Origin of the sequence: Corallococcus caeni (genome assembly GCF_036245865.1) — a bacterium.
Classification (GTDB): domain Bacteria; phylum Myxococcota; class Myxococcia; order Myxococcales; family Myxococcaceae; genus Corallococcus; species Corallococcus caeni.
Window position 1 is genome coordinate 511,254 of sequence record NZ_BTTW01000007.1, and the last position, 14,009, is coordinate 525,262.

A 14,009-nucleotide genomic window follows, 5' to 3' on the forward strand; every position below is an offset into this window, starting at 1 on the left:
GGACCTCATCATGGTGGAAAATAGCACGAACGTTCGGACGAAGATGGCGCTGTGGGGTGTGCGGGCGGCGGCGCGGAGCCTGGGGGCGGTGGCGCCCGGGCTGGCGGCGGCGTGGTCGGAGCGGCTGTTCCTGACGCCTCGGCGGCCGCGGCGCTCGCGCACGGCGGAGGCGGTGCTGGCGCGGGGCCAGCCCCGGATGTTGAGGGTGGAGGGCGAGGATGTGGCGGTGTGGAGCTGGGGCGAGGGCCCCCGGGTGCTGCTGGTGCACGGGTGGAGCGGCTACGGTGGGCAGCTCACGGCCTTCGTGCAGCCCCTGGTGGACGCGGGGTTCTCGGTGGTGACGTACGACGCGCCGGGGCACGGGGCGTCCTCCGGGCGCACCAGCTCGCTGCCGGAGCTGGCGGGAATGGTGGCGGCCGTGGGAGAGGCGACGGGTGGGCCCTACGCGGTGGTGGCGCACTCGTTCGGCGCGGCGGCCACGGCGGTGGCGCTGCGGGAGGGGATGAAGGTGGAGCGCGCGGTCTTCATCTCGCCGCCGGCGGATCCGCTGGCGGGCATCCGGGCCTTCGCGGACACGGTGGGCCTGTCAGAGGCCCTGTGGCGACGGATGGCGGCGCGAATCGAGGCGCGCTTCGACATGCGGCTGGCGGACCTGGCGCTGCCTGCCTTCGCGCCAGGGTTGGACGTGCCGCTGCGAATCTTCCACGACGTGGGGGACCGCGAGGTGCCGCTGGAAGCAGGCGAAGCGGTGGCGCGCGCATGGCCGGGCGCGAAGCTCACGCGCACGGAGGGACTGGGGCACTTCCGCATCCTCTATGCGCCGGAGGTGCTGTCGCCCGCGGTGGACTTCCTGGCGGAGGGCCGGCCGCCCTCCACGTCCGACCGTGGAGGGCGCTCCTGGCTTCATTCGCCCCTGGGCCCTACGACACCAAACGCGGCGCCCGCGGGGTCCGTCGCGACGACAACCCAGTCGCCGCCGGGCACTTCGTGCTGACCTTGCAGCACCTTGCCGCCGTTGGCTGTGATTGCGCGCTCCGCCTCGGCGATAGAGGGGACGCCGAAGTAGAACAGCCAGGTGCCGGTTGAACCGGGGCTCCCGGCGGGCTTCTGCATGATGGCGCCGAGCCGAACGCCATCGTGGTCGATGAAGCAGTAATCGCCCATCGGGCCCATGGGCATCACGTCGTTGAACTGGAAGTGGAAGTGCTTCGCGTAGAACGTCCTGGCGCGCGCGAGATCGGGGCTGGCCAGTTCGTTCCAGCGGATGCGCTGTACCTCCTTCACATCGAAGACGTCGCTCTTCGCGTTGGGTTTGCCGGGCGGTGGAATCGGCGTCATCACGTAGAAGGGCGTGCCCATCGGGTCGGCGACCATGGCGATCCTGCCGACGGGCAGATCCATGCCCGGCATCACCACCCTGGCGCCGTCGGCCACCATGGCCTGGATGGAGGCATTGACGTCCGCCACGTGCAGATAGCCGAGCCAGCACGGCTGTGCGCCATTGCGCAGCATGTCCTGGGACAGGCGCAGCACACCGCCGGCAGAGCCGCCATCGCCGCGCATGATCATCCGGTAGTCCGCTCCGTTCGGCATGGGCGCGGGCGCGTCGGAGATCTTCCATCCCACGACGGCGCCGTAGAACCTGGCGGCCGCGTCGGGATCGTGGGTCATCAGCTCGTACCAGATGAAGCTTCCGGCGCTCATGGTCTCACTCCGTTCGTGAACAGCGGCGGGAGAGCGTAGCGGACGGATGTGCACCGTGTTGAGGGAAGAGCAGGGGGGCCGCCCCGGGGAGGAGCGCCGGTCCTTCCCCGGGGGCCCCGTCGCTCATTACTGGACGACGTTGACGCGGGAGGAGCCGAAGGACTCCTTCTTCCAGACGCCGTTGTCCAGGCCGCGCACGTACGGGGTGCCCTGGAACAGGGTGACGTCAAAGGCGCGGATGCCGCCGGGGTGCTCGGCCCAGGTGCTGCCGGTCGCCGAGGACCAGAGGCCGTCATTGGCCCCGATGCCCCACAGCTTGCCGGTGGCGCCGTCCACCGCCAGCCGCTTGAGCGTCGTGGTGGCGGGCAGCTGCACGAAGGAGGAGCCGTTGTGCTTCCAGACGCGGTCATCCATGCCGATGATGTAGGGGATGCCCTGCGCGACCGCGATGTCCTTGCCCGTCGCGGAGGTCGGAGCCTGCGCGCTCCACGCGAGGGTGGCGGGGTTGAAGGAGTAGACCTTGTCGTCCAGGCCAATGACCCAGACCTTGCCGGTGGACTCATCCACCGTGAGGCGCTTGGCCGTCTGCGACGTCTGGACCCACCCCGCGCTGGTGCCCCGGTAGACGAAGTCGTTCATCCCAATCAGATACGGAATCGTGGCGGTGGCGGCGATGGCCTTCGCGCTGCCGCCCGGGTTCACGTCCAGGTAGACGCCGGTGTTGACAGGGACGCTCAGGCGGTCATGGGTGGTGAGGACGGCGCCCGTGCTGCCCACGGTCCACAGCTGGCCATTGGAGCCCACCGCGAAGTCGTTGACCACGGAGTTGCTCAGCACCGCCGGCGAGCTCGCCGCGGGCCAGAGGAGCGAGTTGATGTGATTGGGCGCCGCACCGCTGGGGATGCCCACGCCGTTCATCGGGGACCAGGGTGCCAGATGCTCCACGCCGATCCAGGGCGTCAGCATCGCCTGGTCGATGGCGTATGCGCTGTCGAGCGGCAGGGGGCGCAGCGAGCCTCCGCACTGGGGGGACCACAGCGTCGGCGACGCGTCCGACGCGATCGCCCCGATGTGGAGGTGCGGCTTCGAGGAGCTGCCCGAGTTGCCCACGAGGCCCAGGAAGTCGCCCTCGTGGACCACCGCGCCCACGGTCAGCAGGGCGGGGTTGAGCGAGCCGGCCTGCATGTGGGCGTACCCGACCAGATACGTGCCGTTGTCGATGGTGAAGCTGTTGCCGCCGCCGTGCGACGCCGGGTTGACGGTGCCCACCGGGAAGTTGGTGGCGTCGGTGTTGACGAAGTCCGTCACCGTGCCCCCGGTGACGGCGTAGATGGGCTTGCCCCACTGCCGGTAGTGCTCGTTCTGCGAACCGTCCGTGCCCGGAAGGAGGTCGGACCAGCCGGAGCCCGTCCAACCATAGACCCCCACGTCATAGGCGAAGAGCTGGCAGCCCTGGACGCTCGCGCCGTGCACCGCGCCCATGCCCTGCCAGTATTCGTGGGGACGCAGGTCGCCCACACGGCCCCAGAAGCGGTTGCTGCCGGACGGCGTGTCCGCCTGGTAGGCGGCGAGCGTGAACGTCTGCATCAGCGGGTTCGCATAGCCCGTGAAGAAGAGCCGCATGCGGATGCTGGTCGGCGCCGGGTTCGGCAGGATGATGTTGTCAGCGGCGCTGAACGCCCAGTTGCGGACCGCGTTCGCGGGCACGACGAGGTTGGTGGACATGCCCGTCAGCAGCGTCGTTCCGGGAAAGTCGATCAGCACCGAGGTCAACGTCACGGACGTCGCCTGGTTGTTGCGCAACGCCAGCGCGAGCGACACCTGGTGGCTGGGCCCTGGCCCGCCGAGGTAGGGGGAGGCCATGGTGAGATAGCGGATGGCGCCTCCCTCCATGGGTTCGTAATAGGTCGTGACGTCCGGTGTCTGGGCGGACGCGAGCTGTCCCCACAGGAGACAGGGCAACAACAGCAGCAGGGTGCGGAGGTTCATCATGGGTGCTGGGGTCCTTGGTTTGGGGCAGGCCGCCTCCAGAGCAACGCGTGTGCCAAGACCCGCTCCCCCGGAAGCGCCCTCCAGCACGGCATGCGTTGGCGTTGCCCCGGCTTGCTCCATACTGGAGGCACGATGCGACGCGACGAGTCTGGCCTGGTGGTGCTGCCCGCGCGGCTCGCGGGAGTGGACGGGGTCCGCGTCGCGGGGGATACGCGGCTGTGGTCCGGCGTCTCCACGCGCTACGGCGTCACGGTGGTCTACGCGGGTGCCTTCGACTTCTGGTACCGAGGGCGGGCCTGGACGCAGGCCGAAGGGGTGCTGAAGTTGAAGGAGCCGGGAGAGGTGCACCGCGACCTGCGCGTGCATGCGCCGGTGACCGCCCAGTCGCTGACCCTGGCGGTGCCGGTGGTGGAGGGAGCCGCACGCGAGCTCGGGCTGCGCGCACCGCCCCACCTGCCCGCGCTCTCTGGCGGTATCGGACGCGCCGAGGCGCTGGCCCTGCACGCGGCGCTGAGGGATCCGGGCAGTGATGCGCTCGCGCTGCAATGCCTGCTCGCCGGGATGCTCGCGGCGCTGCTGGGCGCGAGCGCCAGCGCGTCAGTGGAGGCGGTGCCCCGCGCACGCCGCGCGGCGCTGCGTGCACGCGACCTGCTGCACGCCTCGGTCGTGAAAGGCGTCAGCCTGGAGGCGCTCGCGCTGGCCTCGGGCCTGGGCCGCTTCCACCTGCTGCGCACCTTCCGTCAGGAGCTCGGGCTGACGCCCCATGCCTACCTCACGCACCTGCGCGTTTCGCGGGCGCGCGAGCTGCTTGCCCGGGGCGTCCCCGCCGCACGCGCGGCCCTGGAGGTGGGGCTCTACGACCAGAGCCAGCTGCACCGGCACTTCGTGCGCATCGTCGGCACCAGCCCGGGGGCCTACGCGCGCGCCGTGCGCGGCACGTCAACTTCGCCCAAGAAGGGCGCGGAGCGGGTGCCACATCCTCGCCGCTGAGTCCGCCGTCGGGTCGGTCCCGCCGCCGGAGCCTTCGCGAGGTCCCGCACCATGCTCCTCTCCCTGTCCCTCCTGGCGGCGCTGCTCGGCGCAGCGCCGACCCCACCGCCCCAGGAGTTCCACGTCACCTGGCTCGGCCACGCCGGCTTCGAGGTCGTCTCGCCCGGGGGCACGCGCCTGCTCATCGACCCCTGGTTGAAGGAGAACCCGCGTGCGCCCGAGGCCTGGAAGGACCTCGCGCGCCTCGCACGGACGCCGCCCGCGGCCATCCTGCTCACGCACTCGCACGGGGACCACGCGCAGGACGTGCACACCCTGGCGCGCCTGAGTGGGGCTCCCGTGGTCGGTACGGGGGAGACGCTGCGCTGGCTCAAGGTCCCGGAGGCCCAGCAGCTCACGGTGAACGTCGGCGGCTCCACGCGCATCGGCGACGTCACGGTCCACGCGGTCCCGGCCATGCACTCGTGCGAGCCTGACGGTCGGCCCCTTGGCTACGTCCTGGTGCTCCCCGGGGGACGCTCGCTCTACCACACGGGCGACACCTGGCTGTTCGGCGACATGGCCCTGGTGCAGGAGCTCTTGCACCCGGACATCGTCCTCCTCAACGTGGGCGGCGGGCGCTACGGCATGGACCCCCGGACCGCGGCGCTCGCGGTGCGCAAGTACTTCCGGCCCTCGGTCATCGTGCCCATGCACTTCGGCACCTTCGAGCCGTTGGCGACCGAGGCCCAGGCGCGCGAGGCCCTTGGAAGCGATACACGCGTGCGCTGGCTCACCCCGGGCATCGCCGCGTCACTTTGAGTGGCCCCCCGGGCTGGAGGAGGGGAAGCGAGCGAGGCCCGCGGCCCCCGGAAGCGGCGCGCGTGACTCCTGATCCGGCGTTCGGCCACACCGGTACCCGGGTGTTGCATGTTTCACCGGAAGTCACTGATGCGACTTCGCGTTCCCGGCTTACATGTCGAGGGCACCTGTCCTCGCCGGCGGAGACCTCTCCTCCATGTACACCCTTGATGAAGCACTCTGGCCGCTGGTCATCGTCCAACGCGGCGACACCACGACGGACCAGGAGATGGAGAGCCTTCTTCAGAGCCTTTCCAACCTCATCAAGCGACGCGAGCCCTATGTCCTGGTGATTGATTTCTCCCGGTCCCGTCCGCTGACCCATTCACAGCGGATGATGCTGGCGGATCATCAAACCGCGACCGCGGACCTGGCGCGCGAGCACTGCAAGGGATTCTTCGTGGTGGTCAACTCGGCCACCGCGAGGCTGGCGAGGGCCGTCACCAGCTTCATCCGGCCCTCCACGGACCAGCATGAGGTGGTCGCGTCGCTGGAGGAGGCGCTCGAGCGCGCCGCGCTCCGCTTCGAGGAGGCGGGGGTGCACATGGGGGCCTTCATTGCCCGGGCCCATGCGCGGCGGCTGAAGGCCGGTCTTGCCCCGAGCAGCTCCAGCGCCCGTCACGACTGAAGGCTTCGCCCCCCGTCCTGGCCCCGTGGGACGCGGGAGGTGGCAAGGCTTGTGTGCAAGTCCTGCACGACCACGGCAAGCCTTGCCGTCGTCCTCGCGGCCTCGCAGGGGGAGCCACACGGCATACGCGGTGCACTCCAGGGGCTCCACCCGGAGGCATCATGCAACGCGTTCCACTCTTGTTGGCCCTCGCCGGCCTCATCCCCACGGGGGCCCTGGCGGCGCCTTCCGTCACGAAGCTCCTCCCCCAGGACGCGCTGGTCCACTGCAGCCCCGGCACTCCGTGCGTCCAGCCCACGGCGGACGGCGTGGTGGCCCCCCTGGAGTACGCCGACGGCAAGAAGTTCCCGCTGCAGGACTTCGTGAACGGAGGGCCCAACGGGGACCTGTTCCTCTACGTCTCCGACAACGCCAGCTACACCGCGGACGAGTGCAACGTGGGGAAGCCCCAGAACCCCTGCCACGCGCAATCCCTGTTCATTGGCATGCGCCTGCCCCGGCCCAGGAACGCCAGCGGGAACCTCGTGGGCCTGGAGGGCACCGTCAACGTCTGGCTCGACGCGAAGCGCGGCGAAACCCTCCAGCAGGTCCCCGGCGCGTACGTGCCTCGTGGCGAGGACCGGCGCATTACGCTGAGCTACTCCACGGTCAAGGGCTACGCGAACACCGTGCAGAGCAAGGGGGACCTCCTCAACGGTACGAATGGCTGGATCGCGCTCGCGGCCCCCACCGAGGCCTGGCCCACCACCGTGAACGTGTCGAGCCCTGCCTCGGACCCGACCCACGTCCACATCGAGTTCGAGATCAAGCTGGCGCCGGGCCTCCCCGCCGGAGGCGCGAGCGAGCCGCTCCTGGCCACGGTGCGCAAGCTGGGACTCGGCATCGAGCACACGCCCATCCCGACGACCTCCGCGCAGACGGTGGGTGGCGGCCGGTTCCCCAACTTCTCGGGCCCGTCGGCCGGAGGCACCCTGACGGGCGCCTGGGAGACGCTCGAGTTCGCGAGCCCGACCCCGATTCCACTCAGCTTCGCCATGTGGAACGTGGGGCAGATGCCCGATGTGACGGCTTGGGTCGACGATGGCGGCTCGGGTGAAATCGATACCGTGGCCCAGCGGATCTTCCGGAAGGAGGTCGCATGCATCTCCGAGATCTGGATGGCCCATGAGCGCGGCGAGCTCATCGAGAAGGTCAACGCGCTGCGCGCGAACGCGCAGCTGCCGCCCATGCAGGCCGTCACCGAGCTGAACGACAACGTCCTCCAGCCGTCCCTGTTCAGCACGGGGCTGGTGTTGCTGTCCTCGCGGCAGATCCTCGAGGGCGGGGTGCACCACTTCCCCTTCGGCATGTGCACGGGCAGCGACTGCGCCCAGGCCAAGGGTGTGCTCTGGGCGCGCATCGCCACGCCCGCAGCGACGGCCCCCGTCATCGTCGACGACCACGACGTCCCCACGGTCGCCGCCGGGACGGACTACGCGGAGTTCGTCGACGTGTTCTGCACGCACGTCAACGCGGGAGACAACACGTCGGGGCCCGACACCACCGCGCGCGAGAACCAGTTCTCCAACATCAAGGCCTACGTCCAGCAGGTGCGCCAGGGCGGCCCCCTGACCGACACCGTGTTTGGCTTTGACGTCCATGACGCCTTTCCCCAGGGCACCTGGCCGAGCGGCCTGGACCGCCCCGCCTTCCTGCTGGGGGACCTGAACACCCTGGGGCCCAAGGGCGCGGAGACGGACGTCGGCTTTGCCCACTACGCGGACATGGTGGGCCCCGGCCTCCTCGACATCCGCAAGCTGAGCGAGTTCGACAAGGCCAACACGCAGTTCTCCGAGACGCGGGACCTGGCCCGGGCGGTCTCCGGGCCGGACCCGATGGCGGCCGGAACGTGGCTGTCCAGCGTCTGCACCGACAACGTGGTGAACGAGCTGAACGCCAAGAAGCGGCTCGACTACGTCCTGGTGTTCCCCGCCGAGGACACCCTGGACTTCCCCGCGTTCGCGTTGCTCAACGGCTCCACGGCGAGCGTCAACCCGCACTTCGATCCCACCTCCGGCAGCGAGGACTCCGAGGGAAACCTCATCCAGCAATGCCTGTCGGATCACGCCATGGTGGAGGTCACCGTGCAGTTGGCGCGCGTGAAGGACGTCGTGAAGTACAACCCGATGAAGAAGCACCGGATCGAGTACGCCGTGAAGCAGGTCACCGACCTGGAGACCGCGAGCGGCTGCTGCGCGGACTGGTTCACGCCCCGCGTGCTGATGACCGCCAATGGCCTCACGCAAGTGAACGCCTTCCCGAACATCCTCGAGGACCAGACCATCTACCCGAACTGGCTCGTGCACACGGGCCCCGACAACCTCTTCCCCTTCCCGGACCTGCCGGTCGGATTCTCCGGGACGGTGAACATGACGTCGGCCATCTGGGAGTCGGACTCCGGCCCGAACGACCACTACGACTCCACCCCCGAGAGCAGCGCCCTCCTGGCGGCGGACGACAAGGACGCCCACTTCACCTTCTTCGCGAACAGCGGCGTGCTGCGCCGGGTGAAGGGCGAACTGCTGGCCATGGACTGGCTCACCGGGGTCGAGCTCCTGGGGAGCTTCATGGACGGCTACGAGAACGGCATCACCGTGGAGACCGCGGGACACGACACGGCCACGGGCGACAACGCCCGCGTGCGGCACTACTTCAACGTGAAGGAACTGGAATCGCCATGAGCACGATGAACCTGAAGTGCGCGGTGCTTGCACTGGTGCTGGGCGGGACGGCCCAGGCGGTCGAGCCGATGGTGCCCTACGACAACTTCAACCCGATGGAGCCCAACCCTCCACGCGCGACGAAGATCCGCGGCATCGACCCGGCCCGGTGGGTGGAGGAGCAGACCGGCACCCGGCTGGACTCCGTCCGCGAGCTGGCCTTCACCCGCCTGCGGTTGATGAGCCGTTCGGACTCGGGGGCGGGGCGCTTGGGCCTGCTCTTCTCCCAGTCACCGGCGGTGACGGCCATGGCGGCGAAGGTGCGCCTGAACAACGCCAGGAGCACCGGGTGCACGGCCCCGGCGGGGACTCCGGCGGCCCAGAGCACCGCCGAGCTCACGGGCCACTTCTTCAACACCCGGGGCGCGGTGGGAAGGAGCCTGCAGGACGACGTCACCGCTTCCATCCGCACCGTCTCGCGGTCCACGGACCCCGTCGGCTCCAATGCGCTGCGGGTGGAGGCGGTCATCGAGCGGTGCACGAACTCCACGTGCTCGACACGCACGCAGCTCTTCGCGGCGGACCTGGGCCTGGTCCACCAGGGCGAGCAGGCGGCGCTGCGGCTCCAGTGGGACGTGGCGAATCACCGCTTCGTGTTCCAGCGGGACACGCAACCGGAGGTGTACGGGGCCTACACCGTGACGGACACCCATGCGCCCGGCAACTCCGGCAAGGCCCTGGTGGTGACCCACGACCTGCCCACCTGCACCAGCGGCACCCCCGCGCCCCTGGGGTATGCGAACGCGTACTTCCACGACGTCTTCGTGAACGAGTCCGCGGCGCCCGCCCCCTGACGGCAGCCGCGAGCTACAGCACCTCTTCGTAGGCGCTCTTCCAGCTGTAGCTCCCGTCCTGCTTGCCCACGATGGAGGTCTTCGCCGGGTCGATGTAGATGGTCAGCACGCTCCCATCGAGCGAGACCTTGGTTCCTTCCGTCGACAGCTTGCAGACCGTCTTGGTGACGGCCTCCTTCACCGCGGCCTTGCCATCCGCGGTGCCGCAGACCTCGACCAGGGTGCCCACGGCCATCTGGCATGCGCTCTGGGTCCGGTCCTTCATCGGGTCGAAGGCGGGGTAGGTCGACCTGTCGTAGCTGCTCTTCACCGCCGACCCGCAGGCCTTGTTGACCGCGTCCTCCTTCTTCTTCAGCTCCGCGTCATAGACGGCCCAGCCGTTCTTCTGGGCCACGGTGAGCCGCGCGGGCTTGGAGGCGGACTCGTCCGCGATGGCGAGCGAGGCGAACAGGCAGAGGCACAGGGACGGAATCCGGAACATGAAGGCTCCTGGTGGAAGCGGTGTGCGGGAATGCGGACCGCCGCTCCTCGAGGGAAGGGCCCCGGGGAATTCTTTTGCATTTGTGCTCAGTGTCTTTCTCTACCCAGCTTCCGCGCGCCCGCTTCTCGTGGTCTTACAGGGATGCCGTGGTAGCAGATTTTTCCCGGCCCACGGCTCAGTTCCCCCGCTGAGAAATGGAGTTCGCGATGAAACACCCTCTCTTGAGCATGTTCGGGCTCGCCAGTGTTGTCTGCGCCGCGAGTGCCCCCTCCGTCGCCGAGGCCCAGGTCCCGCCTCCGGCCTGGGTGCGCCAGCTGGGCGCCACCCTGGATGAGCAGGCCAACGCCGTGGCCGTCTCCGGCACGAGCGTCTACGTGGTAGGCCAGACGACCAGCCAGCTCGGCGTCGAACCGAAGGCCGGCGGTCAGGACGCGTTCGTTGCCCGGTATGACACCACCGGCAACCTCCAGTGGGTCCACCAGCTCGGCACCTCGGGAACGGACCGCGCCATCGCCGTGACCACCGACGCGGACGGCAATGCGTACGTCGCTGGCACCACCTTCGGCGGCTTTGATTTCTATACCAATTCGGGCGGCATCGACTTCTTCATCGCCAAGTATGACGCCGCCGGCAATCGCCTGTGGCTGCGCCAGAACGGCACGCGGATGGATGACTTCGCCACCGGCATCGCCATTGGCGCGGACGACACCCTGTACTTCACCGGCTACACCGGTGGCAGCTTCGCCAACGGCGGCAATCCCAACAACTACGACATCGTCGTGGCGCTCTACGACACGGGGGGCAACCCGTACTGGCTCCAGCAGTACGGCACCGCCATGAACGACGTGGCGCGCGGCATCGCCGTCACTCCCACTCACGAGGTCTACGTCGTCGGCAACACCTCCGGCAGCCTCGACGGCACCACCGCGCCGGTGAGCAGCGACATCTTCCTGCTCAAGCTCGACATCCTCGGTGCCCAGCAGTGGGTCCGGCAGATCGACGCGGGCGACCTCGATGACGCAAAGAGCGTCGCCGTGGGCCCCGACGGCGCCGTCTACCTCGCTGGCGAAACCTTCGGCAGCCTGGATGGCAACACCAACTCCGGCACCATCGACGTGCTGCTCGCCCGCTACGACAGCGCCGGCAACCGCGACTGGAGCCGCATGCTCGGAGGGACGCAGCCCGACTACGCGTTCGGCGTCGCCGTCACTCCGGACAACGTCGTGCAGGTCGTCGGCTACACCTCCTCCACGCTCGACGGCAACCCGCAAGCGGGCCTCTCCGATGCCTTCCTCACCCGCTACGACGCGCTCGGCAACAAGCAGGGCACCCGCACCCTGGGCACGCCGAGCCCGGACATGGCCCGCGGCGTGGCCGTGGACGCCACCGGTGCCACCTACGTCGTCGGACAGACGTACGGAAGCCTCGGCGGCAACACCTCCGCCGGCGGTTACGACGCCTTCCTCGCCCGCTTCTGATTCGACAGACACCCCTGTGCGTACGAAGGCCTGCTCCCCCGGGACGCCCCATGGGAGAGCAGGCCTGTTCGCGACCACCGCCGGGCTACACCCGCCGCGGGTCGCTCAGTACGTGCAGCGCAGGACCTGGCGGTAGGTGCCGCACTGGCTGAAGTCCGTCGTGCCCGCGGGCGTGTCTACCGGCGCAGCCCGACGAACAGGTTCCCGCTCTGCTGGATGTTGAGCCGCAGGTACGTGGCGGCATCCGCGCAGGCGCCCCGTCCGGTCTCCAGCCGCAGCACGTTCCCGTCCAGCGTCAGGTCCCCCGTCGCCAGGCAGCCGCCGATGTCGGTGCCCTTGAGCCAGTCGTCCATGTCCAGGGTCCCGCCGAAGGCGGCGGGATGGTCCGCGAACTCCCTGGGCAGCCCTGTCGGGATGCCCCGGATTTCGAAGCGCATGGGCTCGTCCGACTGGAATGCGAACTCCAGCATGTGGGGCCTGCCCTTGTAGATGAAGCGCGCGCGAAGCTGGAAGCTGGGGTGCTCCGGTGTCCCCGGGGCCCACCGCGTGTCGATGGCGTCGTAGGAGACGCGAGGGACGAACACCTGCTCGCCCCCCACGGTCAGGGGCCTGGCCGAACCCACCTCCACGGGGCCCGGTAGGTGCAGCACGCCATGACTGCCCTCTTCGGGGCCCGGGAGGTAAGGCGAGTCAGGGATGCTCGCCACGGCGTCCTCACAGGACATCGCTGGGGAGAGGAGCTCCTTGGCGTCCTCGCAGCGCATCGTGGGTGGCAGGTCCATCCGCAGGTCCGCCAGCCTGTACGTCAGGCTGTCCACCTTGAAGTAGATGCGGTCGGCCGAGCCGAAGGCATCCGGGGCCTGCTCGAAGCTGCTCGTGCCCAGCACGAGCGTGTCCGAGCCGTAGCCGAAGTCGAGCAGGTAGGCGTTGCTGTCGGAACCACCGCAGGCAGAGAGGGCCAGGGTGGCGGTGAGGCCGAAGGTCCGGCGCCAGGAGGCTGAAGTCATGTGGAAAGGAGGCCTTGGGTTTCGAGGTCCTGCCGGCAGCCGTATCGCTCGCTGAGCGGTCCGGGCACGGCTGTGTCTCCACAATCGCACGTTGCGGGGCTCGGCGGGCGTTGCCAGGGGGGAGCCCCCTCGCGGTGCTGACCAGCCGCGAGGGGGCCGAGTGGGGCGACAGCCTCCGGGCTACACCTGCCGCGGGTCGCTCAGTACGTGCAGCGCAGGACCTGGCGGTAGGTGCCGCACTGGCTGAAGTCCGTCGTGCCCGCGGGCTGCGAGTGGTAGCAGTTGGAGACAACGGGGTCGCAGGGCGGGCTGGGCCAGACGTCGTAGGCGTCGCCGTCGGTGAGCGCGAGCTCCGTCACGCGCGCCACCAGCCGGGCGGTCTTCTGCATCGTCGCGCCGTTGTCGCCCCCCGCGCTGAAGTTGAGCGGGACCGTGTGCGGGTCCATGGCCTGCTGGAGCGTCGGGTAGGACCAGTCGAGCTTGTAGTTGGGCCGGCCCCAGACGGACGGGATGCCGTCGGGCGCCGTGACGGAGAGCCAGTCGATGTACCCGGAGGCCGAGGCGTGGCCCCGGTACAGGAGGTTGTTGTTCGGCTGGATGACGTAGCGGGGGGTGACCGCCTCGTCGATCCAGATGCCCGAGTCACCGCGGAAGTCGAAGAAGCGCGGGGCTACCACGATGCGCGCGGTGTACGCGCGCGGCGTCCCCGTGTTCGTGGTGACCTTGACGAAGAGCGGCAGGCCCGAGAGCACCGTGTTGAGCTCGTAGCCGTCGTGCAGGACGATCTCGAACCGGCGCTCGCTGATGATGTTCGCGTCGCCGAAGGCGTCATCCGGGACGAAGCTGAGGACGTCCGCGAGGTAGCGGTTCGCGGTGGCGTGGATGACGAGGGCGCGCACGCCGTCACGCTGCTCGAAGGTGCCGAGCGTCTCGAAGCTCAGCTCGTTGTCGCCCACCGAGGCGTAGAGGCGGGTCGCCGTCGCCGCGGCGGTGCTGACGCCCAGCTCCTCCGGGGACTCGGATTCGATGGGGGTGTTGTCACAGGCCGCGAGCGCGGCGAAGCAGGTCAAGGCAAGGGCGCGTAGACGCATGGGGATCTCCAGGTGAGGAATTCCCTGTATCACACGCCAGTGACACCGCACCTGCCTGGGATTGTGCCAGCCTTGTCACACATGCGTGAGGCGTGCTCGCCACGGCGCTTCCTCCCGGTGGGGGAATCGGGTCCACTTGGCGCCCTTCCACGAACGGGTGCCTCCTCCATGACGAAGAAGACGGCTGCTTCCGATGTGAACCCGACGGGTCTCTCCCGCCGTACGCTCCTCGGGGCCGCGGCGGC

12 protein-coding genes are annotated in these 14,009 nt (G+C 69.3%); 7 read left to right on the forward strand and 5 right to left on the reverse strand.

Features of this window, described 5'->3' with window-relative positions:
• Positions 1-10 precede the first annotated feature (10 nt).
• Positions 11-994 (forward strand): alpha/beta hydrolase, encoded by a 984-nt coding sequence (locus AABA78_RS28985; protein ID WP_338267929.1) that lies wholly within the window; start codon positions 11-13, stop codon positions 992-994.
• On the opposite strand, the gene AABA78_RS28990 is transcribed toward AABA78_RS28985, so the two are convergent.
• Both AABA78_RS28990 and AABA78_RS28995 read right to left on the reverse strand, forming a co-directional pair.
• Positions 904-1,704 carry a VOC family protein gene (locus AABA78_RS28990; protein WP_338267932.1) on the reverse strand — a complete coding sequence of 267 codons (801 nt, stop codon included), beginning with the start codon at positions 1,702-1,704 and terminating at the stop codon, positions 904-906. The genes AABA78_RS28985 and AABA78_RS28990 overlap by 91 nt on opposite strands.
• Positions 1,705-1,830: 126 nt before the next feature.
• Positions 1,831-3,696 carry a M23 family metallopeptidase gene (locus tag AABA78_RS28995; protein WP_338267934.1) on the reverse strand — a complete coding sequence of 622 codons (1,866 nt, stop codon included), beginning with the start codon at positions 3,694-3,696 and terminating at the stop codon, positions 1,831-1,833.
• Between the two features lie 132 nt (positions 3,697-3,828).
• Here AABA78_RS28995 and AABA78_RS29000 point away from each other — a divergent pair, with 132 nt between their 5' ends.
• The 5 genes from AABA78_RS29000 (at position 3,829) to AABA78_RS29020 (ending at position 9,707) form a co-directional block, all read left to right on the forward strand.
• Positions 3,829-4,686 carry a helix-turn-helix domain-containing protein gene (locus tag AABA78_RS29000; protein ID WP_338267937.1) on the forward strand — a complete coding sequence of 286 codons (858 nt, stop codon included), beginning with the start codon at positions 3,829-3,831 and terminating at the stop codon, positions 4,684-4,686.
• 51 nt (positions 4,687-4,737) lie between these two features.
• A complete protein-coding gene (locus tag AABA78_RS29005) occupies positions 4,738-5,487 on the forward strand; it encodes a metal-dependent hydrolase (RefSeq protein ID WP_338267939.1) in 750 nt (249 codons plus the stop codon).
• Positions 5,488-5,683: 196 nt separating this feature from the next.
• The gene (locus AABA78_RS29010; RefSeq protein ID WP_338267941.1) at positions 5,684-6,154 is read left to right on the forward strand and encodes a hypothetical protein; all 471 of its coding nucleotides are present in this window, start codon (positions 5,684-5,686) and stop codon (positions 6,152-6,154) included.
• A gap of 161 nt (positions 6,155-6,315) precedes the next feature.
• Positions 6,316-8,874, forward strand: a complete 2,559-nt coding sequence (locus AABA78_RS29015; protein ID WP_338267942.1) for an exonuclease/endonuclease/phosphatase family protein — start codon at positions 6,316-6,318, stop codon at positions 8,872-8,874.
• Complete coding sequence (locus AABA78_RS29020; RefSeq protein WP_338267945.1) at positions 8,871-9,707, forward strand: hypothetical protein; 837 nt, start codon at positions 8,871-8,873, stop codon at positions 9,705-9,707. The genes AABA78_RS29015 and AABA78_RS29020 overlap by 4 nt, the downstream gene beginning before the upstream one ends.
• 13 nt (positions 9,708-9,720) lie before the next feature.
• On the opposite strand, the gene AABA78_RS29025 is transcribed toward AABA78_RS29020, so the two are convergent.
• Positions 9,721-10,188 (reverse strand): hypothetical protein, encoded by a 468-nt coding sequence (locus AABA78_RS29025; protein WP_338267947.1) that lies wholly within the window; start codon positions 10,186-10,188, stop codon positions 9,721-9,723.
• 206 nt (positions 10,189-10,394) lie between these two features.
• Between AABA78_RS29025 and AABA78_RS29030 the strand changes: the two genes are divergently transcribed.
• A complete protein-coding gene (locus tag AABA78_RS29030) occupies positions 10,395-11,666 on the forward strand; it encodes an SBBP repeat-containing protein (RefSeq protein ID WP_338267949.1) in 1,272 nt (423 codons plus the stop codon).
• 176 nt (positions 11,667-11,842) lie between these two features.
• Here AABA78_RS29030 and AABA78_RS29035 read toward each other — a convergent pair whose 3' ends face one another.
• Both AABA78_RS29035 and AABA78_RS29040 read right to left on the reverse strand, forming a co-directional pair.
• Positions 11,843-12,673 carry a hypothetical protein gene (locus AABA78_RS29035; RefSeq protein ID WP_338267951.1) on the reverse strand — a complete coding sequence of 277 codons (831 nt, stop codon included), beginning with the start codon at positions 12,671-12,673 and terminating at the stop codon, positions 11,843-11,845.
• Positions 12,674-12,873: 200 nt separating this feature from the next.
• On the reverse strand, positions 12,874-13,764 hold the full coding sequence (locus AABA78_RS29040; RefSeq protein ID WP_338267952.1) for a hypothetical protein: 891 nt from the start codon (positions 13,762-13,764) through the stop codon (positions 12,874-12,876).
• Positions 13,765-14,009 lie beyond the last annotated feature (245 nt).